The sequence below is a fragment of the Paragemmobacter straminiformis genome (assembly GCF_014243445.1).
In the GTDB taxonomy this organism is placed as follows: Bacteria; Pseudomonadota; Alphaproteobacteria; order Rhodobacterales; family Rhodobacteraceae; genus Paragemmobacter; species Paragemmobacter straminiformis.
Genome location: NZ_JACLQD010000005.1, coordinates 14,507 through 40,882, shown reverse-complemented (window position 1 = coordinate 40,882; position 26,376 = coordinate 14,507). Strand labels below are relative to the sequence as shown.

The window sequence follows — 26,376 nt, the reverse complement described above, 5'->3', positions numbered from 1 at the left end:
GCCCCTTACTTCTTCTTGCCTTCCTTGCGGAAGACGAATTCACCCTTGTACCGGATGCCTTTGCCTTTGTAGGGCTCGGGGCGTTTCCAGTCGCGGATGTTCGCAGCAACCTGACCAACAAGCTGCTGGTCGATGCCTTCCACAATGATTTCGGTCTGTTTCGGGGACGTGACGGTCACGCCCTTCGGAACGTCGAAGTTCACTTCGTGCGAGTAGCCGAGCGAGAGTTTCAGGACGTTGCCGGCCACAGCGGCGCGGTAACCGACGCCCTGGATTTCCAGCTCTTTCTTGAAGCCCGTGGTCACGCCCTCTACGAGGTTCGCGACCATCGACCGGACCATGCCCCACTGCTGGCGCGCCCGCTTGGACGTGCCGCGCGGCGTCACCGAAACGGTGGTGCCTTCGATGGTGATGGTCACATCGTCACCGGCGGTGAAGTTGCGGGTACCTTTCGGCCCCTTCACTTCGATCGCCTGGCCCGACACGGTAGCCGTAACGCCCTTGGGCAGTTCGACCGGTTTTTTGCCAATACGAGACATTTCCATCCCCCCCTTAGAATACGGTGCAGAGGACTTCGCCGCCAACATTGGCAGAGCGAGCCGCTGCATCCGACATCACGCCCTTGGGCGTGGAGACGATGGAGACGCCAAGACCGTTACGCACGGTCGGGATATCCTTGACGCCCATGTACACGCGACGGCCCGGCTTGGACACGCGCTTGATTTCACGGATGACAGGGGTGCCTTCGAAGTACTTGAGCGAGATGACCAGTTCGCCTTGGCCGTTCTCGGTCGTGTTCTTCTCGTAGCCACGGATGTAGCCTTCGCCCGCCAGAACGTCCAGCACCCAGGCCCGCAGCTTGGAAGCCGGGGTCGAAACGGTGGACTTGCCGCGCAGTTGCGCGTTGCGGATGCGGGTCAGCATATCGCCGAGAGGATCGTTCATCGACATTTCTCGACCTCCTTACCAGCTCGACTTTACCATGCCCGGGATCTGGCCGAAGGAGGCCAGTTCGCGCAGCATGATCCGCGAGAGTTTGAGCTTACGGTAGTAAGCATGGGGACGGCCCGTGAGCTGGCACCGGTTGTGCAGCCGGGTCGCCGACGAGTTGCGGGGCAGTTCAGCCAGTTTCAGAGTCGCCTTGAAGCGGTCTTCCACCGGTTTGGACTGGTCATTGATCACCGCCTTGAGAGCGGCGCGCTTGGCTGCGTGCTGTTGCACGAGCTTGGCGCGCTTCACTTCGCGGTTCACCATGGATTTCTTTGCCATATCTGGATTCCTCGCGATCAGGACGTGAAGGGCATGTTGAAATGCTTCAACAGTGCCTTGGCTTCGGCATCGGTCTTTGCGTTGGTGCAGATGATGATATCCATCCCCAGCACTTCATCGACCTTGTCGAAGTTGATTTCCGGGAACACGATGTGTTCCTTGAGTCCCATCGCGTAGTTGCCACGGCCGTCGAAGGAGGAGCCTTTCACGCCGCGGAAGTCGCGGACGCGGGGCAGCGCCACCGTGATCAGACGGTCGAGGAATTCATACATACGGTCGCCACGCAGGGTCACCTTGCAGCCGAGCGGCATCTCTTCACGGACGCGGAAGCCGGCGATCGACTTCTTGGCGTGGGTGATGACAGCTTTCTGGCCGGCGATCAGCGACAGCTCTTCGGCTGCGGCTTTCACCTTCTTGGTGTCCTTGACGGCTTCGCCGACGCCCATGTTCAGGACGATCTTGTCCAGACGCGGGATCTGCATGTCGTTCTTGTAGCCGAACTCTTCTTTCATGGCCGCACGGATGCGACCCTTGTATTCGGCCTTGGCGCGGGGAGTGTAGGTTGCGGTATCGAGCATCAGATCGCCTCCCCGGTGGATTTGGCGTAACGCACCTTCTTGTCGCCCTCGACGCGGAAGCCGACGCGGGTCGGTTTGCCGTTCTTGTCGACGATGGCGAGGTTCGACAGGTCGATCGGCATCGCCTTGGGGATGCGGCCGCCCTGCGAGGAAGGGGTCTGCTTGGTGTGACGGATCGCGACGTTCACGCCTTCGACCACTGCCTTGTTCGCGGTGGGGTTGACCGAGGCGATTTCGCCCGTCTTGCCCTTGTCGCGGCCGGTCAGCACGATGACGGTGTCACCTTTTTTGAGTTTCGCAGCCATCAGAGCACCTCCGGAGCCAGCGAGATGATCTTCATGAAGTTCTTGGCACGCAGCTCGCGCACGACCGGCCCGAAGATACGGGTGCCGACCGGTTCGCCCTGGTTGTTCAGGATGACGGCGGCGTTACGGTCGAAACGGATGGAGGTGCCGTCTTCACGGCGGACTTCCTTGGCGGTGCGAACGACAACGGCTTTACGCACGTCGCCCTTTTTGACACGGCCTTTCGGAATCGCTTCCTTGACCGACACCACGATGATGTCGCCCACGGATGCGTAGCGGCGGTGCGAACCGCCCAGAACCTTGATGCACTGAACCCGGCGAGCGCCGGAGTTGTCAGCCACATCCAGATTGGTCTGCATCTGGATCATTGGATTACTCCCGACCTTTGGGAACCGTCATGATCGTAACGGTCCCAGGGTTTCGTTCGAGCCGAACGGAGGGTCTTGGCTTACGCCTCGAGCACCACCGTCCAGCGTTTCGTTTTCGAGATCGGCGCACATTCTTCGATGCGAACCGAGTCACCGACCTTGAACTTGTTCTCGGCGTCGTGAGCCCGATACTTCTTGGACTTACGAACCGTCTTTTGCAGCAACGGGTGCTTGAAGCGACGCTCGACGAGGACGGTGATCGTCTGCTCGTTCTTGTCCGAGGTCACGACACCTTGCAGGATACGCTTGGGCATTTTGTGATCCTCTTACTTCGCGGCTTCAGCGGCTTTTTGGGTCAACACCGTGTGGATGCGGGCAACGTCCTTGCGGATGTTGCGCATACGGGCGGTGTTTTCGAGCTGGCCGGTGGCCTGCTGGAAGCGCAGGTTGAACGCTTCCTTCTTGAGCGCGACAAGCTGATCGCGCAGCTGGTCGGGCGTCTTGGTTTTCAGTTCGCTGGCGAGCATACGCCTTTTCCTTTTTCTCAATCACCAGAGGGCCCCTTTGTGGAAGGGTGACCCTGAACCCGGTGGATCAAATGACAATCTAACGATTCCGAGTCGCCCCGGAACCGCAGGATGCGTCCCTATACGGGAGGGGCCGGAGGGACGCAAGGAATGATTTGCGGCCATAAAACAAAGGGGGCGAAAAGGGTGCGCCCGCCCTGCGGGCCGGGATGCGGGCGCTATGCGACCTTGGGCCAAGGGACAATCCCTTGCGCCGGCAAAGCCCCCGGAAAGAAAAAACCCCCGCCGTTTCCGGCAGGGGTTCATTCCGTAGGATGCGCCTTTACGGCGCATCGGCTTACCAGTCTTCGCGGGCGACGACGCGGGTCGTGACCGGAAGTTTCATGGCACCCAGACGCAGGGCTTCACGTGCGATCACTTCGGACACGCCGTCGATCTCGAACATGATGCGGCCGGGTTTCACCTTGGCTGCCCAGTAATCGATCGAGCCTTTACCTTTACCCATGCGGACTTCGGTAGGCTTCGACGAGACCGGAACATCCGGGAAAATCCGGATCCAGACACGGCCCTGACGCTTCATGTGGCGGGTGATCGCGCGGCGGGCCGCTTCGATCTGCCGCGCGGTCACACGCTCGGGCTCGGTGGCTTTCAGCGCAAAGGAGCCGAAGTTCAGCAGGAAGCCGCCCTTCGCTTCGCCGTGGATACGGCCCTTGTGCTGTTTGCGGAACTTAGTCCGTTTCGGTTGCAGCATCTTTTCTCTCCCTTACGCGCGTTCGCGGTCGCGACGCGGAGCGCGAGGAACGGCGCCCTCTTGCGCTTCGGCGTGACGGCGATCGTGTGCCTGCGGATCATGCTCGAGGATTTCGCCTTTGAAGATCCACACTTTGACGCCGATGATGCCATAGGGCGTCACGGCTTCGGACAGCGCATAGTCGATGTCGGCGCGCAGCGTATGCAGCGGCACGCGGCCTTCGCGGTACCATTCGGTACGCGCGATTTCCGCACCACCCAGACGACCGGCGACGTTCACACGGATGCCGAGGGCCCCCATGCGCATCGCACCCTGCACGCCGCGCTTCATCGCGCGACGGAACGAGACGCGACGTTCCATCTGCTGGGCGATCGACTCGGCCACCAGCTGGGCGTCCATTTCCGGCTTGCGGATTTCGACGATGTTCAGGTGCAGGTCCGACTTGGTGAAGGCGGCGAGCTTGGCCCGCAGCGTTTCGATGTCGGCGCCTTTTTTGCCGATGATGACGCCCGGACGCGCGGTGTGGATCGTGACGCGGCACTTTTTGTGCGGACGCTCGATGATCACACGGCTGACGCCGGCCTGCTTGCATTCCTCGTGGATGAATTCACGCATCTTGAGGTCTTCAAGCAGAAGGTTGCCGTAATCTTTCGACTCGGCGAACCAGCGGCTGTCCCAGGTCCGGTTGACCTGAAGACGCATCCCGATCGGGTTGACCTTCTGACCCATTATGCAGTCTCCCCGGTTTGACGCACCTTGATGGTGATTTCGCTGAACGGTTTCATGATCTTGCCGAAGCGGCCACGTGCCCGCGGACGGCCACGCTTCATCACCAGGTTCTTGCCGACCCAGGCTTCTGCGACGACAAGCGTGTCGACATCGAGACCGTGGTTGTTTTCAGCGTTGGCAATCGCCGACTGAAGGCACTTTTTCACGTCGCCCGCGATGCGGCGCTTCGAGAAGGTGAGGTCGGCCAAAGCCTTGTCCACCTTCTTGCCGCGGATGAGGGCGGCGACGAGGTTGAGTTTCTGCGGGGAAGTGCGAAGCATGCGCGAGATCGCCATTGCTTCGTTATCGGCCACGCGGCGCGGATTCTTTTCGTTTGCCATGGCTTACTTCCGTTTCGCTTTCTTGTCGGCAGCGTGACCGTAATAGGTCCGGGTCGGCGAATATTCACCGAACTTCTGACCGATCATTTCTTCGGTGACTGCAACGGGAATGTGCTTCTTGCCGTTGTAGACCCCAAAGGTGAGGCCGACGAACTGCGGCAGGATCGTCGAACGGCGCGACCAGATCTTGATCACTTCGTTCTTGCCCGACTCGCGCGACTTTTCGGCCTTTTTCAGGACGTAAGCGTCGACGAACGGGCCCTTCCAGATAGAACGTGCCATGGATTAGCGCCCTTTCTTCGCGTGACGCGAGCGGACAATGTACTTGTCCGTCTTCTTGTTCGACCGGGTCTTGTTCCCCTTGGTGCCCTTGCCCCACGGAGTGACCGGGTGACGGCCACCCGAAGTCCGGCCTTCACCACCACCATGCGGGTGGTCGATCGGGTTCATCGCAACACCGCGGACGGTCGGGCGGATGCCCATGTGGCGACGACGACCGGCCTTGCCGAGGTTCTGGTTCGAGTTGTCGGGGTTCGACACGGCACCGATGGTGGCCATGCATTCCTGACGGACCATGCGCAGTTCGCCCGACGAAAGGCGGATCTGGGCGTAGCCGCCGTCACGGCCGACGAACTGTGCGTAGGTGCCGGCAGCGCGGGCCAGCTGGCCACCCTTGCCGGGCTTCAGTTCGACGTTGTGGACGATGGTACCGATCGGCATGCCCGAGAAGGGCATCGCGTTGCCGGGCTTCACGTCGGTCTTGGCGCCGGCGATGACCTGATCGCCCACAGCCAGACGCTGCGGCGCGAGGATGTAGGACAGCTCGCCATCGGCATATTTGACCAGCGCGATGAATGCGGTGCGGTTGGGGTCGTATTCGATCCGTTCCACGGTCGCCGCGATGTCGAATTTGCGGCGTTTGAAGTCCACGATGCGATAGAGACGCTTGGCGCCCCCACCCTTGTGCCACATCGTGATACGTCCGGTGTTGTTCCGGCCACCCGTCTTGGTCAAACCCTCGGTAAGGGATTTGACGGGGCGTCCTTTCCACAGCTCCGAACGGTCGATCAGAACCAGCCCACGCTGGCCAGGCGTCGTCGGTTTATACGACTTGAGTGCCATGCTCTCTGTCTTCCGTCAGCTAAAGGGGTCGTTTGCGACCCAAGTTATAGGGCTCCGAAGATCCCCGGGGAGGTGTTCGGCGATCCGTCGGGCTGCAATTGCACGGGGATATGGCCGAAAAATCGGAGGCCCCGGAAAACCGGGGCCGCCAGATTCGCTGGGCTTCTATCAGAGGCCCGTGGCAACGTCGATAGTGTTGCCCGCTTCAAGCGTGACATAGGCCTTTTTCTTGTCCGAGCGTTCGCCTGCGCGACCGCGGAACTTCTTGGCCTTGCCCTTGGTCACGACGGTGTTGACCGCTTTGACCTTGACGCCGAAAACCGCTTCCACGGCTTCCTTGATCATCGGCTTGGATGCATCCATCGCCACCTGAAAGACCACCGCGCCATTTTCCGAGACCATAGTGGCTTTCTCGGTGATGATCGGCTTCTTGATCAGGTCGTAGTGTTCGGGTTTCGCGCTCATTTCAGGCGAGCCTCCAAGGCTTCGACACCTGCTTTGGTGATCACGAGCGTGTCACGCTTCAGGATGTCATAGACGTTCGCACCGATGGTCGGCAGCACGTCGATCCCTTCGATGTTGCGGGCAGCGAGCGCGAAGTTCGCGTCGATGTCCGAACCGTCGATGATCAGCACGCGCTTCCAGCCACGTTCCTGCACGGTTTTGGCGAGGATGGCGGTCTTGGCTTCGGCCAGCGCGAGGCTGTCCACGATCACCAGTTCGCCGGCTTTCGCCTTGGCCGAGAGCGCATGGCGAAGGCCAAGCGCGCGGAACTTCTTCGGCAGATCATGGGCGTGCGACCGCGGGGTCGGGCCCTTCACAACGCCGCCGTGACGGAAGATCGGGGCCTTCTTGGAACCGTGACGAGCGCCGCCGGTGCCTTTCTGGCGATAGATCTTCTTGGTCGAGTAGGACACTTCGGCGCGCGTCAGCGTCGAGTGCGTACCGGCCTGCGATTTGGCGCGCTGCCAACGGACCACGCGATGCAGGATGTCGGCGCGCGGCTCGAGGCCGAAGAGCGCTTCGTCGAGATCGATGGAACCGGCCTTGCCGCCGTCGAGCTTGATTACGTCAAGTTTCATGCTTCACCCCCTTCGGCGGCCACTTCGGCAGCCGGAGCAGCAGCGGTTGCGGCGCGGATCGCGGCCGGACGCGGCGCGTCGGCGAACGGAGCCTTCTTGACCGCATCCTTGATGGTGACCCAGCCACCGCGCGAGCCCGGGACGGCGCCCTTGACCATGATCAGGCCACGGTCGGCGTCGGTACGGACGACTTGCAGGTTCTGGGTCGTGGTGCGGACGGAGCCGAGGTGACCCGCCATCTTCTTGCCCTTGAACACCTTGCCGGGGTCCTGGCACTGGCCGGTCGAACCGTGCGAACGGTGCGACACGGACACACCGTGCGAGGCGCGAAGACCGCCGAAGTTGTGGCGCTTCATGGCGCCGGCAAAGCCTTTACCGATCGAGGTGCCGGCGATGTCGACGAACTGGCCTGCAAGGTAGTGGTCGGCGGTGATTTCCGCGCCCACTTCGATCAGGTTGTCGGGCGAGACGCGGAATTCCGCGATCTTGCGCTTGGGAGCGACATTGGCCTTGGCGAAGTGGCCGCGCTGGGCTGCCGTGGTCCGCTTGGCCTTGGCCGAGCCCGCGCCGAGCTGGACGGCGGTGTAGCCATCCTTGTCAGCGGTGCGCTGGGCGACGACCTGAAGGCTGTCGAGTTGGAGGACGGTCACAGGAACCTGTGCGCCGTTCTCGAGGAAAAGCCGGGTCATGCCCAGCTTCTTGGCGATAACACCAGAACGCATGGTCATTGCTCCTTACACCTTGATCTCGACGTCCACGCCAGCGGCGAGGTCGAGCTTCATCAGCGCGTCCACGGTCTGGGGGGTCGGATCGACGATGTCGAGAAGGCGCTTGTGCGTGCGGATTTCCCACTGGTCGCGCGACTTCTTGTCGATGTGCGGACCACGGAGAACCGTGAACTTCTCGATTTTGTTCGGCAGCGGGATCGGGCCGCGCACTTGCGCGCCGGTCCGCTTGGCCGTGTTGACGATTTCCTGCGTGCTGGCATCCAGAACGCGGTAATCGAAGGCTTTCAGCCGGATGCGGATGGTCTGACCTTGCATCTTTCAGTCCTTCTTAGAACGTAGGGTGGGCATCGGCCCACCCAAGAGGTTCTGGTTAACTTGGTATCCGAGGCGGGGCTTTAACCCCGCCGCGGGTAGATGTCACTCGATGATTTTCGAGACGACGCCTGCGCCGACGGTGCGGCCGCCTTCACGGATGGCGAAGCGGAGCTTCTCTTCCATCGCGATCGGGGCGATCAGTTCGACGTTGAACTTCAGGTTGTCGCCCGGCATCACCATCTCGGTGCCTTCCGGCAGTTGCACGGTCCCGGTCACGTCGGTCGTGCGGAAGTAGAACTGCGGACGGTAGTTGGCGAAGAACGGGGTGTGGCGGCCGCCTTCTTCCTTGGTCAGGATGTAGGCTTCGGCTTCGAACTTCGTGTGCGGGTTCACCGACTTCGGCTTGCACAGCACCTGGCCGCGCTCGACGCCTTCGCGGTCGATGCCGCGCAGCAGCACGCCGACGTTGTCGCCGGCTTCACCGCGGTCAAGCAGCTTGCGGAACATCTCGACGCCCGTGCAGGTCGATTTCTTCGTGTCGCGGATGCCGACGATTTCGACTTCGTCGCCGACGTTGATCACGCCACGCTCGATGCGGCCCGTCACAACCGTGCCACGGCCCGAGATCGAGAACACGTCTTCGATCGGCATCAGGAAGGGCTGGTCGATCGCACGCGCCGGCGTCGGGATGTAGGAGTCGACCGCCGCCAGAAGCGCGCGGATCGAGTCTTCACCGATGTCCTTGCGCTCGCCGATCATCGCCTGGTGGGCCGAGCCCTTGATGATCGGGATATCGTCGCCCGGGTATTCGTAGGACGAGAACAGCTCGCGCAGTTCCATTTCCACGAGTTCGATCAGTTCCGCGTCATCAACAAGGTCGACCTTGTTCATGTAGCAGACCATGTAGGGGATACCCACCTGGCGGCCGAGCAGGATGTGCTCGCGCGTTTGCGGCATCGGGCCGTCGGACGCGGCGCAGACGAGGATCGCGCCGTCCATCTGGGCGGCGCCCGTGATCATGTTCTTCACATAGTCGGCGTGGCCGGGGCAGTCGACGTGCGCGTAGTGACGGTTCTCGGTCTCGTATTCAACGTGCGCCGTCGAGATCGTGATCCCGCGCGCGCGCTCTTCCGGGGCGCCGTCGATCTGGTCGTAGGCGCGGAATTCGCCGAAGTACTTGGTGATCGCCGCCGTCAGCGTCGTCTTGCCGTGGTCAACGTGGCCGATCGTGCCGATGTTGACGTGCGGTTTGGTCCGTTCAAACTTTGCCTTTGCCATGATGGCTATCCTTCATTCGGTTGCGGTGCGTGCTGTCACGCACCCTACAGGGGTAGGGTGGGCGTTACCGCCCACCGCCAAATCACGCGTATTTCTTCTGGATTTCGTCCGAGATGTTCTGCGGAACGGCGTCGTAATGGTCGAACTCCATCGAGAACACGGCGCGGCCCGAGGTCATCGAACGCAGCGTGTTGATGTAGCCGAACATGTTGGCCAGCGGGACCATCGCCGAGATGACGTTGGCGTTGCCGCGGCTGTCCTGTCCGGTCACCATGCCCCGACGCGAGGTCAGGTCGCCGATGACGCCGCCGGTGTATTCTTCCGGCGTGACGACTTCGACTTTCATGATCGGTTCGAGCAGTTTCGCACCGGCCTTCTTCAGACCTTCGCGCATTGCGGCGCGCGAGGCGATTTCGAAGGCGAGGACCGAGGAGTCGACGTCATGGAACGCGCCGTCGATCAGCTGCACCTTGAAGTCGATCACCGGGAAGCCTGCGAGCGGGCCCGAGTCCATGACGGACTTGATGCCTTTTTCGACGCCGGGAATGTATTCCTTGGGCACCGAGCCGCCGACGACCTTGGATTCGAACGAGTAGCCCTCGCCCGGTTCCGTCGGGGTGATCACCAGCTTGACGCGGGCGAACTGGCCCGTACCGCCGGTCTGCTTCTTGTGGGTGTAGTCGATTTCGTGCTCGCGCGAGATGGTCTCGCGGTAGGCAACCTGCGGGGCACCGATGTTCGCCTCGACCTTGAACTCGCGACGCATGCGGTCGACGAGGATGTCGAGGTGAAGTTCGCCCATGCCCTTCATGATGGTCTGGCCCGACTCGAGGTCGGTCTCGACGCGGAAGGACGGGTCTTCGGCAGCCAGACGGGCAAGTGCGATGCCCATCTTTTCCTGGTCGGCCTTGGTCTTGGGTTCCACGGCGATTTCGATGACCGGGACCGGGAAGGTCATGGTTTCGAGAACGACGGGCGCCGCCGGATCGCACAGCGTGTCACCGGTGGTGGTTTCCTTCAGACCGCCGAGCGCGATGATGTCGCCGGCGAAGGCTTCCGAGATTTCCTCACGCTCGATGGCGTGCATCATCATCATGCGGCCAACGCGCTCTTTGCGCTGCTTGGTCGCGTTCAGCATGCCGTCGCCCTTGGCCAGTTTGCCCGAGTAGATGCGGGTAAAGGTCAGCGAGCCGACGAAGGGGTCGTTCATGATCTTGAAGGCCAGCGCCGAGAAGGGCTGGTCGTCATCGGCCGAACGCGCGATGTTGCGGGTTTCCGTCTCGTCACCCGGCGCGAAGCCCATGTAGGGCGGAACGTCGAGCGGCGAGGGCAGATAGTCGATCACGGCGTTCAGGAGGGGCTGCACGCCCTTGTTCTTGAATGCCGAGCCAGCCATCACGGGGATGAAGTCGATCGCGAGCGTGCCCTTGCGGATCAGCGCGCGCAGCGTTTCGGCGTCGGGTTCGGTGCCTTCGAGATAGGCTTCCATCGCGGCATCGTCCTGACCGACAGCGGTCTCGATCAGGTTCATGCGCCATTCGTCCGCGCTGGCTTTCAGCTCAGCCCGGATCGGCTGGCGAACCCAGGAAGCGCCGAGGTCTTCGCCCTGGTAGACCCATTCTTCCATGGTCACGAGGTCGATGATGCCTTCGAGCTTGTCTTCCGCACCGATGGGCAGGGCGATCGGCATGGCGTTGGCGCCAGTCCGGTCCTTGATCATGCGGACGCAGTTGAAGAAGTCGGCGCCGGTCTTGTCCATCTTGTTGACGAACACGATGCGCGGAACCTTGTAGCGGTCAGCCTGACGCCACACGGTTTCGGTCTGGGGTTCGACGCCGGCGTTGCCGTCGAGCAGAACCACAGCGCCGTCGAGCACGGCCAGCGAACGCTCGACTTCGATGGTGAAGTCGACGTGGCCGGGGGTGTCGATGATGTTGAAACGGAACTTGTCGGCACGTGCATGCTCGAGGCCCGGATCAACGGTGCGTTCCCAGAAGGTGGTGGTCGCAGCCGAGGTGATCGTGATGCCACGCTCTTGCTCTTGCTCCATCCAGTCCATCGTTGCGGCGCCGTCATGGACTTCGCCGATCTTGTGGGACTTGCCGGTGTAGTAGAGGATGCGTTCCGAAGTCGTGGTCTTGCCCGCGTCGATGTGGGCGATGATCCCGAAGTTACGGTAACGTTCCAGCGGATATTCGCGTGCCATGGTGACCCCTTACCAGCGGTAATGGCTGAACGCTTTGTTCGCGTCGGCCATCTTGTGGGTGTCTTCACGCTTCTTCACGGCGGTGCCGCGGTTGTTCACCGCGTCGGCCAGTTCGGCAGCAAGACGTTCTTCCATGGTGTTCTCGTTGCGCTTGCGGGCAGCGATGATCAGCCAACGGATGGCGAGCGCTTCGCGGCGCTCGGTGCGGACTTCGACGGGGACCTGATAGGTCGCACCACCGACGCGGCGCGAACGCACTTCGACGGAGGGCTTCACGTTTTCCAGAGCTTCATGGAACGCTTCGATCGGCTGGCGCTTGAGGCGCTGCTCAACGCGGGTGAGCGCGCCGTAAACGATCGATTCAGCGACGGACTTCTTGCCGTCGAGCATCAGGTTGTTCATGAACTTGGTGAGAACCCGGTCGCCATACTTGGCATCGGGGAGGATTTCGCGCTTCTCGGCGGCGTGACGACGTGACATGTTTTAATTCCTCACTTCGGACGCTTGGCGCCGTATTTCGAGCGGCGCTGACGACGTTCTTTGACGCCCTGGGTATCCAGAACACCGCGCAGGATGTGGTAACGCACACCGGGAAGGTCTTTCACGCGGCCACCACGGATCAGAACCACGGAGTGTTCCTGAAGGTTGTGCTTTTCGCCGGGAATGTAGCTGATGACCTCGAACCCGTTGGTCAGGCGCACCTTGGCGACCTTACGCATAGCGGAGTTCGGTTTCTTCGGCGTCGTGGTGTACACGCGGGTGCACACGCCACGCTTCTGCGGGCAGGATTCCAAGTGCTGCGACTTGGAGCGTCGTACTTTCGCCTCCCGCGGTTTGCGGATCAGCTGTTGGATAGTCGGCATTCACGTTCCCCGTGTTGCGCTGTCAATACTCGCACCGGATCCGGTGCGCTGCTTCTCGACGGTGCCTTTGCGCCTATCGCAAAAACACCAAAACCGCATACGCCCCCTACGCGGGGACGACGCGGTGGAATTCCAGAGGATCGGAGCGTTTCGGCCCGGATCATGACCACTCAATTTTAGGCACCCAATCAGCAAAACCCAAAGGTCGCAGGACGAGGTAGCGGGCGTATAGGGGGAGTCGCGGGGGATGTCAACGGGCGGCGGCGGGCCCGGCGGGCGGTGCGGCGCTAATTCCCGAGGGGTTTGCGACGGATCAGGGCGCGGTGCAAGAGGCTTGCGAGTAGCAGGGTGAAAAGCATCGCGAAAAGCGTGTCCGACAGGAAATGCCGCCCCGTCGAAAGCCGTTGCAGCGCCGTGACCAAGGGGAGGGCGGCGGCAAGCACGGCCAGCACGCGCAGGGCAAGGGGCGAGAGGCGGTCGCGCCAGAGACCCAGCACCAGCAAAAGCGCGATGGCGGTGGCGGTTGCACCCGACACCTCGCCCGAGACGAAGGAGCAGTTGGACAGGCATTGGTCCGACGGCCACCACGGGGGCGAGTAGGTCAGGCTGCCGCCGAATTCGGCCACATCGGCGGGGCGGGCGCGGCCCCAGTGGCGTTTGAGCAGCGTATCGACAAGCAGGCCGGGGCCGAGCGCATAGGTCAGCACGATCAGCCCCCAAAGCCGGGCGGGGCCGCGCAGGATGGCGCGTTTCCTGACCAGAGCGAGAAGCCAGAGGACGAAGGCGGCCAGCAGGACCACGCCGGACAGGCGCCAGAGGGCGAAGCGGATCCCCTCGGAGGCGGGGCTGTCCATCCAGCCCTTGGCGAAGAACAGGTCGGACACCGCCAGATCGAGGCGCGGGAAGATCACGAAGGGCAGCATCGCCAGAATGGCAAGAAGGGCGACGCGCAGGGGGTTGGGCATGTCAATTTCCATGAATACAGGCGGCGTCGATGATGAAGGCCTTCAGTTCCATCCTGGAATAGGTGCCCTGCCCCGCGTCGAGGGGCAAGCGTTCTGCCGGTGTTTCCGCTTCGGGACAGGCCGGCGGGCGGCCCGCGATGTAAAGAACCTTGCCCGTGATGTCTGCCGGAAGGGGGTAGACCTGTTCATAATGGTTCAACGCCCGCCCCTTGGGCGGCACGGCATAGAAGGCGAGGTTGCTTTCGGCCCCTGTGAAGAACAGGTCTGCCAGCACATCGCGGCGGCTTGCGACGATCGGCAGGCCGTCGTTGTCGATGGCGAGATCGATGATCTGGCGGCTCATCTCGGCCTGACCGAGGTAGCGGACGAGAATGGGCCGGTCGCCGAGCGAGAAGGTCGGGAAGATGGTCAGCAAGGGCACAATCAGGCTGAGCGCGCCGTTGATCGCAAGCGATGCGCCCATCAGGCGCGGGCGGTGCGACAAGAGGGCCACGGCGGCGACGGTTCCGGCAAAATAGGCCGAGGCGGCCCAGTTGGCATAGGCCTGTTCGAGCAACGCCTGAACGCTGACGATGACCAGCGGCGGCAGGGCGAACACGGCAAGCCGTGCCGTCTGCGGCCGGAAGATCGCGGCCAGCGTGGCGGCAAAGACGAGAGGGCCGGCAACGGCGAATTGCGCGCCGAGGAATTGCACGAGGCTGAGCGGAGAGATCGCACCCAGCGGGCTGGGCTGGCGGATCCAGCTGACGTTGTCGACCGTGTGCGAGACGGTGGCGAAGCCGTTCAGCGCGTTCCAGACGATGTTGGGGGTGGCGACGGCCGCAAAGGCCAAAAGCAGCCAGAGCGCGTTGCGCCAGCCGATGCGCAGCGACGGATGGATCACGACGGCCAGCCCTGCGCCGAGCAGGAAATAGATCGAGGCATATTTCGCAAGGAAAGCAAGGCCGAGGCAGAGCCCGCCAAGCACGGCAAGATGCGTCCGCCGCTCTTGCGCAAGGCGGTGCCAGTAGTAGAGCGCGCCCGCGAAGAAAGGCGCCATGATCGTGTCGGTCGAGGCGAGCAGGCTGCCCACGGCGGCCATCGGCAGGGTGACATAGGTCAGCGCGGTCAGCATGGCGACCCGCGGCCCGTAGATGCGGTCGGCGAGTGCGGCAAGGATCAGCGCGGTCGCCCCGTGGAACAGCGCAAAGGGCGCGCGGACGAAATAGGCGTTGTCGCCGCCGATCCAGGTGGACAGGCCGATCACCCAGGCGATCAGCGGGGGTTTCGAGTAATAGCCAAAGGCGAAATGCTGGCCCCAGAGCCAGTACTGGCTTTCATCGACGTAAAGATCGGTGCGGTCGAAGGCCAGAAGGACCAGCCGCGCCGCGGTGACGGCGATGACAAGCCGCAGCGCAAGGCGGCGCCAATCGTCAGCTATCGGTGCGGGCATCGACCTGCCGTCCCTTGTGGATGAGCCAGAGGTTGCGGCTGTAGATCACCACGCCCGGCAACTGGCCGAGGATGATCACCGGCTCGAGTTTGTGCAGGCCGTAGATCAGCACGATGGTTCCGCCGATCAGCGAGAAATACCAGAAGGCGACGGGCATGACCGAGGCCCCTGCCCTTTCGGATGCGATCCATTGCACGACGAAGCGGGCGGTGAACATGAGCTGGCCCAGAAGGCCGATGACAAGCCATGTGGCGTCGGCTGCGGTTTCCGCGCCGAAAAGGCTCATCACTGTGTGCACGGCAAGGTTCCTTATTCGCTGAGGTCGCGCGGGGTGGCGGTCTTGCGACGCCGGATCAGCCACATCACGCCGAAAAGGTCAACAATTCCGACGAGCGCGCGCTGAAGGTTACTGTAATTTGATCGGCCCGCCCCGCGGCCACGGTGGGTGACATCGACATGCGCCACGGTCCAGCCGTCGCGCTTGAACAGCGCGGGAAGGTAGCGGTGCATGTGGTTGAAGAAGGGCAGTTCCAGAAACGCCTCGCGGCGGAAGGCTTTCAGACCGCAGCCCGTGTCGCGCGTGCCGTCGTCGAGCATCGCGCCGCGCAGGGCGTTGGCGAAGCGCGAGGCCAGCCGTTTCGACAGCGTGTCCTGCCGCGCGACGCGCTGGCCTGCGACGATGCCGATACGCCCCGCACCGGCGGCGCGCAGCGGGGCGATCAGCGCCGGAAGGTTCGCGGGCGGGTTTTGCCCGTCGCCGTCGAGCGTGGCGATGATCGCGCCCCGCGCGGCGCGCACGCCGGAATGCACGGCGGCGCTTTGCCCGCCCGAGGTTTCGTGCCGCAGCACGCGCAGCATGGGAAAGCGGGCGCGGGCGGCAAGAAGGGCCTGCGCCGTGCCGTCGGTCGATCCGTCATCGACCACGATCACCTCGAAATCGGGTTCGCCGGACAGCGCGACCACGATCTCGTCGATCAGGGCGGGAAGGTTTTCCGCCTCGTTCTTTGCGGGGATGACGATCGAAAGGTCGGTCATATTCTGCCTGTTTCAGCGTTTCGACTTTACCCTGCGCTCGCGCCAAAGGGTGAAAATGCCCGATCCGACAACCAGAGCGGCACCCAGCAGCGTTAGCGCATCGGGCAGCGTTCCGAAAGCGGCCCATCCCAGAAAGATCGCCCAGAGCAGCGAGGTGTAGCGAAACGGTGCCACGAAGCCGATATCACCGACGCGCATCGTCATGACGACGAAGTTATACCCGACGACAAGCGAGGCGGCGGCGGCGAGGATGGTCAGCCCCTCGTTCAGCGATACGGCCTGCCAGCCTTCGAGCAGCGACAGGACAAGTGCTGTCACCGTGACCGAGAGCGAGGCGAGGACCGCGACCGTGCTGGACGGCACCGCGGCGGACATCTCGCGCGTGGAGAGGTCGCGCACCACGACGAAGGCCACCGAAGCCAGACCCATCAGCGACCAGTGGTCAAAGCCTTCGGGTCCGGGGCGGATGATGATGAGCACGCCTGCAAAGCCGATCAGGATGGCGGTCAGGCGGCGCCAGCCCACCTTTTCACCAAAGATCGCCCAGGCGGCAAGGGTGACGGCAAGCGGCAGCGACTGCATGATGGCCGACAGGCTGGCGATGGGCATATGCACGAGGGCTGCAAGGAAAAGCAGGGTGCTTGCCACCTCGCCCACCGAGCGGAGGCCGATCATCTTGTAGTCGCGGCGCGGCAGGCGCAGGCGCAGACCGCTCTGATGCAGCGCCACCAGAACGAGCGGGCCGAGCGTGAGCATCCCGCGCATGGCGATGGATTGCCAGAGCGGCAGGCTTTGCGTCGCGGCCTTCATGCAGGCGTCGTTCAGCGTGAAGCCTGCCATGGCGACGTTCATGTAAAGCGCGCCGCGCAGGTTGTCGGATATGGGCATGGGTCTCTCCTGTGCGGATGGCTATCAGGAGCGGAGGGCCGAAACCAGACGGTTCAGCATGGCGGGGGTCGTGGCGAAATGCGCGCCAAGCAGGGCCGACGCCTCGGCCGGGGAACGGTCGGTCACGACGCCGGTGGTGTGGGCGGTGCTGTCGTTGCCGCCGTGGATGCTGCGCAGGTAGGCCATTTCGGTGGCGTCCGAAAAGGTGGTGAAGAACTGCGGCAAGAGGCGGTGGTTGCGGCGGAAGATGTTGTCGCCATAGCCGGCGGGCGCGCAAAGTGCCACGCCGACCGACAGCGGCATCTTTTCGGTGGCTTCGACGAACTGCGGTTCCTTGCCGGTCAGGTCGACGAAAAGGCCGCGATTCTGCGTGACGGCAAAGGGGGTTGCGGTAAAGGCCGCAACGCCCTGCGCGATGCGGCGCAGCCGGGCGATATGGTCGCGGTCGAGCGCGTCGTCATCGTCGAGGCGGAAGCTGGTGAGATGGCTGTGGCCCCTATCGGCGAGGCTGGCGAATGCGGTCTGGACGGCCGGATAATGGTGCATCGGCGGCAGTGCGACGAGGCGCGCGCCAAGCGGCGCGATCCCCGACAGCAACCTGTCGCGCGCCCAGTCGGGCAGATCGGTTCCGACAAGGATGAGGGTTTCGAAATCGGGGTCGCTTTGCGCCAGCAGCGAGGGGAGGCAGAGCGCCTCGAACAGGGCGAAGCGGCGTTCAAGGCGGGGGCGGTCATAAAGCATCGCCTGCAAGCGCGAGGGATCGTCGGGCTTGACGCTGAAGCCGGAAAGCGCGGGGTAGGAAAAGCGGATCAACCCGGCGATGCGGTTCTTGAACGTCATTTGCACTGGTCCCTTGCACGACAGGGGCAAGCCTAGCAGCGGCGGGGCCAAAAGCGAAGGGGCCGCCGCATCGCTGCGACGGCCCCTGTCATGTCATTTCCGCAAGATCAATCGCGGCTGTCGTCGCTGAAGTTCGCAAAGACGACTTCGTCGGCCGTCATCGGAACCGGCGCGGCAATGGCCGCTGCGGTTTCGGCGTCGGAGCGGCGCGCGTCGATCACGTTCTGGTCGCGGTCGGCGGCGATCTTCTTCACGCGGCTGGTGGCACCACCGGTGCCGGCCGGGATCAGACGACCGACGATCACGTTCTCTTTCAGGCCAACCAGCTTGTCGCGCTTGCCCTGAACCGAAGCCTCGGTCAGCACGCGGGTGGTTTCCTGGAACGAGGCCGCCGAGATGAAGGAGCGCGTTTGCAGCGAGGCCTTGGTGATCCCGAGCAGAACCGGCTCGGCCTTGGCTTCGCGGCCGCCACGGTTGCGGGCGCGCAGGTTTTCTTCATCCAGTTCGATCTTCTCGACCTGTTCGCCCTTGAGCAGGGTGGTGTCGCCACCGTCCAGCACTTCGAGCTTTTGCAGCATCTGGCGAACGATCACCTCGATGTGCTTGTCGTTGATCTTCACGCCTTGCAGGCGATACACGTCCTGCACTTCGTCGATCATGTAGTTGGCCAGAGCCTCGACACCCAGAATGCGCAGGATGTCGTGCGGGGCCGGGTTGCCGTCCATGATGTAATCGCCCTTCTGGACGAAGTCGCCTTCCTGAACCGGAATGTGCTTGCCCTTGGGGATCATGTATTCGACGGCTTGCAGCGTCTCATCGACGGGTTCGACCGTGATGCGGCGCTTGTTCTTGTAGTCTTTGCCGAAGCGGACGTAGCCGTCCATTTCCGCGATGATCGCGTGGTCTTTCGGACGGCGGGCCTCGAAGAGTTCGGCCACGCGCGGCAGACCACCGGTGATGTCCTTGGTCCGTGCGCCTTCGCGCGGGATACGGGCCACGACGTCGCCGGGCTTGATCTCTTGGCCGTCTTCGACCGAGAGGATCGCGTCAACCGACATCTGGTAGCTGATCGGGTTGCCGTTTTCGGCCCGCACGGGTTCGCCCGTGGCGGGGTCCATCACGATCACTTCCGGCTTCAGCTCGTTCCCTTTGGGGGCCGAGCGCCAGTCGGAGACGATGCGCTGGGTCATGCCGGTCGCGTCGTCGGTGTCTTCGCGCACCGAGATGCCCGAGATCAGGTCGACGAAGCGCGCGACACCGCCCTTTTCGGCGATGATCGGCAGGGTGTAGGGGTCCCATTCGAACAGCTTGGCGCCGCGCTTCACGGTCGCACCGTCGGCCACGTGGATCTTGGCGCCATAGGTGACCTTGTGAACCGCACGGTCCGCGCCACCCTCGTCGACGATGGCGATGGACATGTTACGGCCCATCACGATCTGCTCGCCGTTGGCGTTGGACAGAAGCGAGGCGTTGCGGAACTCGATCCGGCCTTCTTGGCTGGCTTCGAGGAAGGACTGCTGCCCGCCCTGCGCGATGCCGCCGATGTGGAAGGTCCGCATCGTCAGCTGCGTGCCGGGTTCGCCGATGGACTGGGCGGCGATGATGCCGACCGCTTCGCCTTCGTTCACCATCGTACCGCGGGCGAGGTCACGCCCGTAGCACATGGCGCAAACGCCCTCTTCCGCTTCGCAGGTCAGCGGCGAACGGATGCGCATGACGGTGATGCCGGCCTGGTCGATCAGGTCGGCGCGACGTTCGTCGATCAGCTCGCCACGGGCGACCACGACTTCGTCGGTGCCGGGGATGATGACATCATCGGCAGCCACGCGGCCAAGGACGCGGTCGGCGAGGGTTTGCACCACTTCACCGTCGTTGACGGCGGTTTCGGCGGTGATCGCACGCTCGGTTCCGCAATCGTGCGAGCGCACGATGCAGTCTTGCGCGACGTCCACCAGACGACGGGTCAGGTAGCCCGAGTTCGCGGTCTTCAGCGCGGTATCCGCAAGGCCCTTGCGGGCGCCGTGGGTCGAGTTGAAGTATTCGAGAACGGTCAGACCTTCCTTGAAGTTCGAGATGATCGGCGTTTCGATGATCTCGCCCGAGGGCTTGGCCATCAGGCCGCGCATCCCGCCAAGCTGCTTCATCTGGGCCGGCGAACCCCGCGCACCCGAGTGCGACATCATGTAGACCGAGTTCGGCTCTTTCTCGGCACCGGCGTCGTCGTAACGCACGGCCGAGATTTCGGCCATCATCTCGCCCGCCACCTTGTCCGAGCATTTGGACCAGGCGTCGACGACCTTGTTGTACTTTTCGCCCTGGGTGATCAGGCCGTCCATGTACTGCTGTTCGAATTCCTTAACCTGATCGCGAACCTCGTTCACGATGGTCCATTTGGAATCGGGGATCAGCATGTCGTCCTTGCCGAAGGAGATGCCGGCGCGGAAGGCTTCGCGGAAGCCGAGACCCATGATCTGGTCACAGAAGATCACCGACTCTTTCTGGCCGCAGTAGCGGTAGACGGTGTCGATGACGGCTTGCACGTCTTTCTTCCGCAGCAGGCGGTTCACCAGATCGAAAGGTGCTTTCGCGTTCAGCGGCAGAAGGTTGCCAAGGCGCAGACGGCCCGGCGTGGTGTCGAAACGCTTCCACACCTCGTTGCCTTCTTCGTCGATCTGGCGGATCCGCGCCTTGATCGAGGCGTGCAGATGCACGGCCCCCGAGGCGAGCGCGTGTTCGACTTCGTCGATATCGGCAAAGGCCATGCCTTCACCGACCATGCCCTTGCGGTTCATGGTGGTGTAGTAAAGGCCAAGCACCATGTCCTGCGAGGGAACGATGATGGGCGCGCCGTTGGCGGGCGAGAGGACGTTGTTCGTCGACATCATCAGAACGCGCGCTTCGAGCTGGGCTTCCAGCGAAAGCGGCACGTGGACGGCCATCTGGTCACCGTCGAAGTCGGCGTTGAAGGCCGAGCAGACGAGCGGGTGCAGCTGGATCGCCTTGCCTTCGATCAGGATCGGTTCGAAGGCCTGAATCCCCAGACGGTGCAGCGTGGGCGCACGGTTCAACAGGACGGGGTGTTCGCGGATCACTTCGTCAAGGATGTCCCAAACCTCGGGGCGTTCCTTTTCGACCAGCTTCTTGGCCTGTTTGACGGTCGAGGACAGACCCTTCGCCTCAAGCCGCGAGTAGATGAAGGGCTTGAAGAGTTCGAGCGCCATCTTCTTGGGCAGGCCGCACTGGTGCAGCTTGAGTTCCGGACCCGTCACGATGACCGAACGGCCCGAGAAGTCGACCCGCTTGCCGAGAAGGTTCTGGCGGAAGCGGCCCTGCTTGCCCTTGAGCATGTCGGAGAGCGATTTCAGCGGGCGCTTGTTGGTGCCCGTGATCACGCGGCCGCGGCGGCCGTTGTCGAAGAGCGCGTCGACGGCTTCCTGCAACATGCGCTTTTCGTTGCGCACGATGATGTCGGGCGCACGCAGCTCGATCAGGCGCTTGAGGCGGTTGTTGCGGTTGATGACGCGACGGTAAAGGTCGTTCAGGTCCGAGGTGGCGAAGCGGCCGCCATCGAGCGGGACGAGCGGGCGCAGTTCCGGCGGGATCACCGGAAGCACGGTCAGCACCATCCACTCGGGGCGGTTGCCCGATTCAAGGAAGCTCTCGACGATCTTCAGACGCTTGATGATCTTCTTCGGCTTCAGCTCGCCCGTCGCTTCCTTGAGGTCCTCGCGCAGCTGGTCTGCGGTGGATTCAAGGTCGATGGCGGCCAGCATCTCGCGGATCGCCTCGGCGCCGATGTTGGCGGTGAAGGCGTCGGCGCCATACTGGTCCTGCGCGTCGAGGAATTCTTCCTCGGTCATCAGCTGGCCGTAGGTCAGGTCGGTCAGACCCGGTTCGATCACGACGTAGTTTTCGAAGTAGAGGATGCGTTCCAGATCGCGCAGCGTCATGTCGAGCATGAGGCCGATCCGGCTGGGCAGCGATTTCAGGAACCAGATGTGGGCAACGGGGGCGGCCAGTTCGATATGGCCCATCCGCTCGCGCCGCACCTTTTGCAAGGTGACTTCCACGCCGCATTTTTCGCAGACGACGCCGCGATATTTCATGCGCTTGTATTTGCCGCAGAGGCATTCGTAATCTTTGATCGGCCCGAAGATACGGGCGCAGAACAGACCGTCACGTTCCGGCTTGAACGTGCGGTAGTTGATGGTTTCCGGCTTCTTGATCTCGCCGAAGGACCACGAGAGGATCCGCTCGGGCGAGGCCAGAGAGATCTTGATCTCGTCGAAGGTCTTGATCGGCGCAACCGGGTTGAACGGGTTGGTCGAGAGTTCCTGGTTCATTTCATAGCCTTATGAATGGGGGCGGCGGGGGATTGTCGGCGGTGGGGGTGCGCGGCTGGCGCGCACCCGTTGCGGTGTGCCCTAGGGCGCACCTACCGCGTCACTCATCCTCCGCATCCAGGAGTTCCATGTTGAGGCCGAGGCCCCGCACTTCCTTGACAAGGACGTTGAACGATTCCGGCACGCCGGCTTCGAAGTTGTCCTCGCCCTTGACGATGCTTTCGTAGACCTTGGTGCGGCCTGCCACGTCGTCCGACTTCACCGTCAGCATTTCCTGCAGGGTGTAGGCGGCGCCGTAGGCTTCGAGCGCCCAGACCTCCATCTCGCCGAGACGCTGGCCACCGAACTGCGCCTTGCCGCCCAGCGGTTGCTGGGTCACGAGGCTGTACGGACCCGTCGAACGGGCGTGCAGCTTGTCGTCGACAAGGTGGTGCAGCTTGAGCATGTATTTCACGCCCACGGTGACCTTGCGGGCGAATTTCTCGCCCGTGCGGCCATCGAACACTTCGGATTGACCCGAGGTGTCAAAGCCCGCCCGCGTCAGCGCGTCGTTGACGTCGATCTCTTTGGCGCCGTCGAAGACCGGCGAAGCGATCGGAACGCCACGGGTGACGTTGCCGGCCATTTCGAGGAACTGGTCTTCGGTCACGTCACCGAAAGCGTCGTCATAGGTTTCGTCGCCGTAAGCCAGACGCATCGCTTCGCGCACCGGGGTCATGTCGCCCGAGCGGCGATATTCCTTCAGCGCCTCGTCGATCCGCAGGCCCAGACCGCGTGCGGCCCAGCCCATGTGGGTTTCGAGGATCTGGCCCACGTTCATCCGCGACGGCACGCCGAGCGGGTTCAGAACGAGGTCGACAGCGGTGCCGTCGGCAAGGAAGGGCATGTCCTCGATCGGGACGACCTTGGAGATGACGCCCTTGTTGCCGTGACGACCGGCCATCTTGTCGCCGGGTTGCAGCTTGCGCTTCACCGCGACGAACACCTTGACCATCTTCATCACGCCGGGGGGCAGATCGTCGCCACGGCGGACCTTTTCGACCTTGTCTTCAAAGCGCAGTTCGAGCGCGCGTTTCTGCGCTTCGAACTGGTCGTGCAGGGCTTCGACGTCCTTGGCTTCGGCTTCTTCGCCAAGCGCCAGTTGCCACCACTGGCCGCGCGACAGCGTGCCCAGCAGTTCGTCGTCGATGGTCGAGCCGGCGCGGATGCCTTTCGGCCCCTTGACGGCGGTCTTGCCCATGATCAGCGTTTTGAGACGCGCGTAGATGTTCCGCTCGAGGATCACGAGTTCGTCGTCGCGGTCGCGGGCGAGGCGTTCGACTTCCTCACGCTCGATCTGGAGCGCGCGTTCGTCCTTGTCCACGCCGTGGCGGTTGAAAACCCGCACTTCGACGATCGTGCCGTAGGCCCCGGGGGGCAGACGGAGCGAGGTGTCGCGGACGTCCGAGGCCTTTTCACCGAAGATGGCGCGCAGAAGTTTTTCTTCCGGCGTCATCGGGCTTTCGCCCTTGGGGGTGATCTTGCCGACAAGGATGTCGCCCGGCTGCACTTCGGCGCCGATGTAGACGATGCCCGCTTCGTCGAGGTTGCGAAGGGCTTCTTCGCCGACGTTCGGGATGTCGCGGGTGATCTCTTCCGGGCCGAGTTTCGTATCGCGGGCGGCGACTTCGTATTCCTCGATGTGGATCGAGGTGAAGACGTCGTCGCGCAGGATGCGTTCCGAGATCAGGATCGAGTCTTCGTAGTTGTAGCCGTTCCACGGCATGAAGGCGACGACCACGTTCCGGCCGAGGGCAAGTTCGCCCATGTCGGTGCAGGGACCGTCAGCCACCACTTCGCCGCGACCGACCGTGTCGCCCACTTTGACCAGCGGGCGCTGGTTGATGCAGGACGACTGGTTCGACCGCTTGAACTTGCGCAGGCGGTAGATGTCGACGCCCGGTTCGCCGGGTTCGAGCATTTCCGTCGCACGCACGACGATACGGGTGGCGTCCACCTGGTCGATCACGCCGGCACGGCGCGCCATGATGGCGGCGCCCGAGTCACGTGCGACCACGGCTTCGATGCCGGTCCCGACGAAAGGCGCGTCGGATTGCAGCAGCGGAACCGCCTGACGTTGCATGTTCGAGCCCATGAGGGCGCGGTTCGCGTCGTCGTTTTCGAGGAAGGGGATCAGCGAGGCCGCGACCGAGACAAGCTGCTTCGGGGACACGTCGATCAGGTCGATCGCATCCGGCGGGTTCAGCATGAATTCGCCCGATTTCCGGCTGGAGATCAGGTCATCGGTGAAGCGGCCATCGGCGTCCTGCGCGGCGTTGGCCTGCGCCACGGTGTGGCGCATTTCCTCGGTCGCGGACATGTAGACGACCTCGTCGGTCACCTTGTTGTCGATCACCTTGCGGTAGGGGGTCTCGATGAAGCCGTATTTGTTCACGCGGGCAAAGGTCGCCAGCGAGTTGATCAGGCCGATGTTCTGGCCTTCGGGCGTTTCGATGGGGCACATCCGGCCATAGTGGGTCGGGTGGACGTCGCGCACTTCGAAGCCGGCGCGTTCGCGGGTCAGACCGCCCGGCCCGAGGGCCGAGAGGCGACGCTTGTGCGTCACTTCGGACAGCGGGTTGGTCTGGTCCATGAACTGCGACAGCTGCGAGGAGCCGAAGAATTCACGCACCGCGGCGGCGGCCGGTTTCGCGTTGATCAGGTCTTGCGGCATGATCGTGTCGATTTCGACGGACGACATGCGTTCCTTGATCGCGCGCTCCATGCGCAGGAGGCCGACGCGATACTGGTTTTCCATCAGCTCGCCCACCGAGCGCACACGGCGGTTGCCGAGGTGGTCGATGTCGTCGATTTCGCCCTTGCCGTCGCGCAGCTCGGTCAGCGCCTTGATGCAGGCGATGATGTCGTCGCGGTCGAGCGTGCGCTGGGTGTCGGGCTTGCCGAGGTCGAGGCGCATGTTCATCTTGACGCGGCCGACGGCCGAGAGGTCGTAGCGTTCGCTATCGAAGAACAGCGTGTCGAAAAGCTGGCTTGCGGCTTCGACGGTCGGCGGTTCGCCCGGACGCATGACGCGGTAGATGTCCATGAGCGCGGTGTCGCGGCCCATGTTCTTGTCTGCCGCCATCGTGTTGCGGATGTAGGGACCGACGTTGACGTTGTCGATGTCGAGGACCGGAATCTCGGTGATGCCCTGATCGAGCAGCAGCTTGACCGACCCGCCCTTGGGCGTGCCGTCGCGGTCGTATTCCATCGTCAGCTCGTCGCCGGCTTCGACCCAGATCTCGCCGGTTTCCTCGTTGATGATGTCCTTGGCGACGTAGCGGCCGAGGATGTAGTCGTAAGGCACCAGCAGTTCGGTGACGGCGCCTTCGTCGCGCCATTTCTTGACCATGCGCGGCGTGGCTTTTTCGCCCGCCTTGAGGATCACTTCACCGGTCGCGGCATCGACGAGGTCGTAGGTCGGGCGGGTGCCCGAGACACGGTTCGGGAAGAAGCGCGTGACCCAGCCTTTGTTCTTCACGTATTTGTAGGTCACCGTCTCGTAATAGGCGTCCATGATCGCCTCCTGGTCCATGCCGAGGGCATAGAGCAGGGTCGTCACCGGCAGTTTGCGGCGGCGGTCGATGCGCGCGAAAACGATGTCCTTGGCGTCGAATTCGAAATCGAGCCACGAACCGCGGTAGGGAATGATCCGGCAGGCGAACAGCAGCTTGCCCGAGGAGTGGGTCTTGCCCTTGTCGTGGTCGAAGAACACGCCGGGCGAACGGTGCATCTGCGACACGATCACACGTTCGGTGCCGTTCACGATGAAGGTGCCGTTCGAGGTCATCAGGGGCATGTCGCCCATGTAGACGTCTTGTTCCTTGATGTCCTTGACCGAGCGGGCGCCCGTGGTTTCATCGACATCGAACACGATCAGGCGCAGCGTCACCTTGAGCGGGGCTGCGAACGTCATGTCGCGGCTCTGGCATTCGTCAACGTCGTACTTGGGCTTCTCGAGTTCGTATTTCACGAATTCGAGCACCGCCGTCTCGTTGAAGTCCTTGATCGGGAAGACCGACTGGAACGTGCCCTGAATGCCTTCGCCATCGGCGGGCTTCGGGCCATCGCCCGATTTCAGGAACAGGTCGTAGGAGGACTTCTGAACCTCGATGAGGTTCGGCATCTCGAGGACTTCACGGATCTTGCCGTAATAGCGGCGGATGCGTTTCTGACCAACGTAAGCTTGCGCCATGCTCGTCGTCACCTTTTTCTCGTGTCGCAGGGGCGCATCCGTCGGGGCCACGGTCGCGCCGCTTGGCGAAAGGGGTGTCAGGTTCCATTCATGCTTTCCGTCCCACCGGAAAGCTCCCGAACCTTGAACCACGCCTAG

Annotated in this window: 29 protein-coding genes; all 29 read right to left on the bottom strand. The window is 63.0% G+C overall.

Annotated elements, in window-relative coordinates; all coding sequences use genetic code 11:
• Positions 1–5: 5 nt before the first annotated feature.
• Entirely contained in the window at positions 6–539 is a 534-nt protein-coding gene (gene rplF / locus H7F16_RS15745; RefSeq protein WP_185798590.1) for a 50S ribosomal protein L6, read from the bottom strand.
• Positions 540–552: 13 nt separating this feature from the next.
• On the bottom strand, positions 553–951 hold the full coding sequence (gene rpsH / locus H7F16_RS15740) for a 30S ribosomal protein S8 (RefSeq protein ID WP_185798589.1): 399 nt from the start codon (positions 949–951) through the stop codon (positions 553–555).
• 12 nt (positions 952–963) lie between these two features.
• Positions 964–1,269 (bottom strand): 30S ribosomal protein S14, encoded by a 306-nt coding sequence (gene rpsN / locus H7F16_RS15735; protein ID WP_185798588.1) that lies wholly within the window; start codon positions 1,267–1,269, stop codon positions 964–966.
• 17 nt (positions 1,270–1,286) lie between these two features.
• The gene (gene rplE / locus H7F16_RS15730) at positions 1,287–1,847 is read right to left on the bottom strand and encodes a 50S ribosomal protein L5 (protein WP_185798587.1); all 561 of its coding nucleotides are present in this window, start codon (positions 1,845–1,847) and stop codon (positions 1,287–1,289) included.
• Positions 1,847–2,152 (bottom strand): 50S ribosomal protein L24, encoded by a 306-nt coding sequence (gene rplX, locus H7F16_RS15725; RefSeq protein WP_185798586.1) that lies wholly within the window; start codon positions 2,150–2,152, stop codon positions 1,847–1,849. Before rplX ends, rplE begins: the two co-directional genes overlap by 1 nt.
• Positions 2,152–2,520, bottom strand: a complete 369-nt coding sequence (gene rplN / locus H7F16_RS15720; protein ID WP_023666245.1) for a 50S ribosomal protein L14 — start codon at positions 2,518–2,520, stop codon at positions 2,152–2,154. Before rplN ends, rplX begins: the two co-directional genes overlap by 1 nt.
• Before the next feature lie 80 nt (positions 2,521–2,600).
• Complete coding sequence (gene rpsQ, locus H7F16_RS15715; protein WP_108434269.1) at positions 2,601–2,834, bottom strand: 30S ribosomal protein S17; 234 nt, start codon at positions 2,832–2,834, stop codon at positions 2,601–2,603.
• Between the two features lie 12 nt (positions 2,835–2,846).
• A complete protein-coding gene (rpmC, locus tag H7F16_RS15710; protein WP_185798585.1) occupies positions 2,847–3,047 on the bottom strand; it encodes a 50S ribosomal protein L29 in 201 nt (66 codons plus the stop codon).
• Positions 3,048–3,384: 337 nt separating this feature from the next.
• The gene (rplP, locus tag H7F16_RS15705) at positions 3,385–3,798 is read right to left on the bottom strand and encodes a 50S ribosomal protein L16 (protein ID WP_185798584.1); all 414 of its coding nucleotides are present in this window, start codon (positions 3,796–3,798) and stop codon (positions 3,385–3,387) included.
• Between the two features lie 12 nt (positions 3,799–3,810).
• Positions 3,811–4,527: a 30S ribosomal protein S3 gene (gene rpsC / locus H7F16_RS15700; protein WP_185798583.1), complete on the bottom strand. Its 717-nt coding sequence runs from the start codon at positions 4,525–4,527 to the stop codon at positions 3,811–3,813.
• A complete protein-coding gene (gene rplV / locus H7F16_RS15695; protein ID WP_185798582.1) occupies positions 4,527–4,907 on the bottom strand; it encodes a 50S ribosomal protein L22 in 381 nt (126 codons plus the stop codon). Before rplV ends, rpsC begins: the two co-directional genes overlap by 1 nt.
• 3 nt (positions 4,908–4,910) lie before the next feature.
• Positions 4,911–5,189: a 30S ribosomal protein S19 gene (gene rpsS, locus H7F16_RS15690; RefSeq protein ID WP_185798581.1), complete on the bottom strand. Its 279-nt coding sequence runs from the start codon at positions 5,187–5,189 to the stop codon at positions 4,911–4,913.
• A gap of 3 nt (positions 5,190–5,192) precedes the next feature.
• Positions 5,193–6,029 (bottom strand): 50S ribosomal protein L2, encoded by an 837-nt coding sequence (gene rplB, locus H7F16_RS15685; protein ID WP_185798580.1) that lies wholly within the window; start codon positions 6,027–6,029, stop codon positions 5,193–5,195.
• A 168-nt stretch (positions 6,030–6,197) separates the two neighbouring features.
• A complete protein-coding gene (locus tag H7F16_RS15680; protein ID WP_185798579.1) occupies positions 6,198–6,494 on the bottom strand; it encodes a 50S ribosomal protein L23 in 297 nt (98 codons plus the stop codon).
• Positions 6,491–7,111, bottom strand: coding sequence for a 50S ribosomal protein L4 (gene rplD / locus H7F16_RS15675; RefSeq protein ID WP_185798578.1), 621 nt, complete (start codon positions 7,109–7,111; stop codon positions 6,491–6,493). The genes H7F16_RS15680 and rplD overlap by 4 nt, the downstream gene beginning before the upstream one ends.
• Positions 7,108–7,833, bottom strand: a complete 726-nt coding sequence (gene rplC / locus H7F16_RS15670) for a 50S ribosomal protein L3 (protein ID WP_185798577.1) — start codon at positions 7,831–7,833, stop codon at positions 7,108–7,110. Before rplC ends, rplD begins: the two co-directional genes overlap by 4 nt.
• 12 nt (positions 7,834–7,845) lie before the next feature.
• The gene (gene rpsJ / locus H7F16_RS15665) at positions 7,846–8,154 is read right to left on the bottom strand and encodes a 30S ribosomal protein S10 (protein WP_023666234.1); all 309 of its coding nucleotides are present in this window, start codon (positions 8,152–8,154) and stop codon (positions 7,846–7,848) included.
• A 102-nt stretch (positions 8,155–8,256) separates the two neighbouring features.
• Positions 8,257–9,432 (bottom strand): elongation factor Tu, encoded by a 1,176-nt coding sequence (tuf, locus tag H7F16_RS15660; protein ID WP_185798559.1) that lies wholly within the window; start codon positions 9,430–9,432, stop codon positions 8,257–8,259.
• Positions 9,433–9,514: 82 nt separating this feature from the next.
• Positions 9,515–11,638, bottom strand: coding sequence for an elongation factor G (gene fusA / locus H7F16_RS15655; protein WP_185798576.1), 2,124 nt, complete (start codon positions 11,636–11,638; stop codon positions 9,515–9,517).
• A gap of 9 nt (positions 11,639–11,647) precedes the next feature.
• Entirely contained in the window at positions 11,648–12,118 is a 471-nt protein-coding gene (rpsG, locus tag H7F16_RS15650; RefSeq protein ID WP_185798575.1) for a 30S ribosomal protein S7, read from the bottom strand.
• Between the two features lie 11 nt (positions 12,119–12,129).
• Complete coding sequence (rpsL, locus tag H7F16_RS15645) at positions 12,130–12,501, bottom strand: 30S ribosomal protein S12 (protein ID WP_108434257.1); 372 nt, start codon at positions 12,499–12,501, stop codon at positions 12,130–12,132.
• Between the two features lie 287 nt (positions 12,502–12,788).
• Positions 12,789–13,466, bottom strand: a complete 678-nt coding sequence (locus tag H7F16_RS15640; RefSeq protein ID WP_185798574.1) for a phosphatase PAP2 family protein — start codon at positions 13,464–13,466, stop codon at positions 12,789–12,791.
• Position 13,467: 1 nt separating this feature from the next.
• Positions 13,468–14,898, bottom strand: coding sequence for an ArnT family glycosyltransferase (locus H7F16_RS15635; protein WP_185798573.1), 1,431 nt, complete (start codon positions 14,896–14,898; stop codon positions 13,468–13,470).
• Complete coding sequence (locus H7F16_RS15630) at positions 14,879–15,196, bottom strand: lipid-A-disaccharide synthase N-terminal domain-containing protein (RefSeq protein WP_338402018.1); 318 nt, start codon at positions 15,194–15,196, stop codon at positions 14,879–14,881. Before H7F16_RS15630 ends, H7F16_RS15635 begins: the two co-directional genes overlap by 20 nt.
• Before the next feature lie 11 nt (positions 15,197–15,207).
• Entirely contained in the window at positions 15,208–15,933 is a 726-nt protein-coding gene (locus H7F16_RS15625) for a glycosyltransferase family 2 protein (RefSeq protein WP_185798572.1), read from the bottom strand.
• 12 nt (positions 15,934–15,945) lie between these two features.
• On the bottom strand, positions 15,946–16,821 hold the full coding sequence (locus H7F16_RS15620; RefSeq protein ID WP_185798571.1) for a DMT family transporter: 876 nt from the start codon (positions 16,819–16,821) through the stop codon (positions 15,946–15,948).
• Positions 16,822–16,845: 24 nt separating this feature from the next.
• Positions 16,846–17,661 carry a glycosyltransferase gene (locus H7F16_RS15615; protein WP_185798570.1) on the bottom strand — a complete coding sequence of 272 codons (816 nt, stop codon included), beginning with the start codon at positions 17,659–17,661 and terminating at the stop codon, positions 16,846–16,848.
• A gap of 107 nt (positions 17,662–17,768) precedes the next feature.
• A complete protein-coding gene (rpoC, locus tag H7F16_RS15610) occupies positions 17,769–22,004 on the bottom strand; it encodes a DNA-directed RNA polymerase subunit beta' (protein WP_185798569.1) in 4,236 nt (1,411 codons plus the stop codon).
• Between the two features lie 100 nt (positions 22,005–22,104).
• Positions 22,105–26,238 (bottom strand): DNA-directed RNA polymerase subunit beta, encoded by a 4,134-nt coding sequence (gene rpoB / locus H7F16_RS15605; protein ID WP_185798568.1) that lies wholly within the window; start codon positions 26,236–26,238, stop codon positions 22,105–22,107.
• Positions 26,239–26,376 lie beyond the last annotated feature (138 nt).

Coding starts and splice junctions, on each gene's coding strand:
- rplF (WP_185798590.1), bottom strand. CDS start 539: ATGTCTCGTATTGGCAAAAAACCGGTCGAACTGCCCAAGGGCGTTACG.
- rpsH (WP_185798589.1), bottom strand. CDS start 951: ATGTCGATGAACGATCCTCTCGGCGATATGCTGACCCGCATCCGCAAC.
- rpsN (WP_185798588.1), bottom strand. CDS start 1,269: ATGGCAAAGAAATCCATGGTGAACCGCGAAGTGAAGCGCGCCAAGCTC.
- rplE (WP_185798587.1), bottom strand. CDS start 1,847: ATGCTCGATACCGCAACCTACACTCCCCGCGCCAAGGCCGAATACAAG.
- rplX (WP_185798586.1), bottom strand. CDS start 2,152: ATGGCTGCGAAACTCAAAAAAGGTGACACCGTCATCGTGCTGACCGGC.
- rplN (WP_023666245.1), bottom strand. CDS start 2,520: ATGATCCAGATGCAGACCAATCTGGATGTGGCTGACAACTCCGGCGCT.
- rpsQ (WP_108434269.1), bottom strand. CDS start 2,834: ATGCCCAAGCGTATCCTGCAAGGTGTCGTGACCTCGGACAAGAACGAG.
- rpmC (WP_185798585.1), bottom strand. CDS start 3,047: ATGCTCGCCAGCGAACTGAAAACCAAGACGCCCGACCAGCTGCGCGAT.
- rplP (WP_185798584.1), bottom strand. CDS start 3,798: ATGCTGCAACCGAAACGGACTAAGTTCCGCAAACAGCACAAGGGCCGT.
- rpsC (WP_185798583.1), bottom strand. CDS start 4,527: ATGGGTCAGAAGGTCAACCCGATCGGGATGCGTCTTCAGGTCAACCGG.
- rplV (WP_185798582.1), bottom strand. CDS start 4,907: ATGGCAAACGAAAAGAATCCGCGCCGCGTGGCCGATAACGAAGCAATG.
- rpsS (WP_185798581.1), bottom strand. CDS start 5,189: ATGGCACGTTCTATCTGGAAGGGCCCGTTCGTCGACGCTTACGTCCTG.
- rplB (WP_185798580.1), bottom strand. CDS start 6,029: ATGGCACTCAAGTCGTATAAACCGACGACGCCTGGCCAGCGTGGGCTG.
- H7F16_RS15680 (WP_185798579.1), bottom strand. CDS start 6,494: ATGAGCGCGAAACCCGAACACTACGACCTGATCAAGAAGCCGATCATC.
- rplD (WP_185798578.1), bottom strand. CDS start 7,111: ATGAAACTTGACGTAATCAAGCTCGACGGCGGCAAGGCCGGTTCCATC.
- rplC (WP_185798577.1), bottom strand. CDS start 7,833: ATGCGTTCTGGTGTTATCGCCAAGAAGCTGGGCATGACCCGGCTTTTC.
- rpsJ (WP_023666234.1), bottom strand. CDS start 8,154: ATGCAAGGTCAGACCATCCGCATCCGGCTGAAAGCCTTCGATTACCGC.
- tuf (WP_185798559.1), bottom strand. CDS start 9,432: ATGGCAAAGGCAAAGTTTGAACGGACCAAACCGCACGTCAACATCGGC.
- fusA (WP_185798576.1), bottom strand. CDS start 11,638: ATGGCACGCGAATATCCGCTGGAACGTTACCGTAACTTCGGGATCATC.
- rpsG (WP_185798575.1), bottom strand. CDS start 12,118: ATGTCACGTCGTCACGCCGCCGAGAAGCGCGAAATCCTCCCCGATGCC.
- rpsL (WP_108434257.1), bottom strand. CDS start 12,501: ATGCCGACTATCCAACAGCTGATCCGCAAACCGCGGGAGGCGAAAGTA.
- H7F16_RS15640 (WP_185798574.1), bottom strand. CDS start 13,466: ATGCCCAACCCCCTGCGCGTCGCCCTTCTTGCCATTCTGGCGATGCTG.
- H7F16_RS15635 (WP_185798573.1), bottom strand. CDS start 14,898: ATGCCCGCACCGATAGCTGACGATTGGCGCCGCCTTGCGCTGCGGCTT.
- H7F16_RS15625 (WP_185798572.1), bottom strand. CDS start 15,933: ATGACCGACCTTTCGATCGTCATCCCCGCAAAGAACGAGGCGGAAAAC.
- H7F16_RS15620 (WP_185798571.1), bottom strand. CDS start 16,821: ATGCCCATATCCGACAACCTGCGCGGCGCGCTTTACATGAACGTCGCC.
- H7F16_RS15615 (WP_185798570.1), bottom strand. CDS start 17,661: ATGACGTTCAAGAACCGCATCGCCGGGTTGATCCGCTTTTCCTACCCC.
- rpoC (WP_185798569.1), bottom strand. CDS start 22,004: ATGAACCAGGAACTCTCGACCAACCCGTTCAACCCGGTTGCGCCGATC.
- rpoB (WP_185798568.1), bottom strand. CDS start 26,238: ATGGCGCAAGCTTACGTTGGTCAGAAACGCATCCGCCGCTATTACGGC.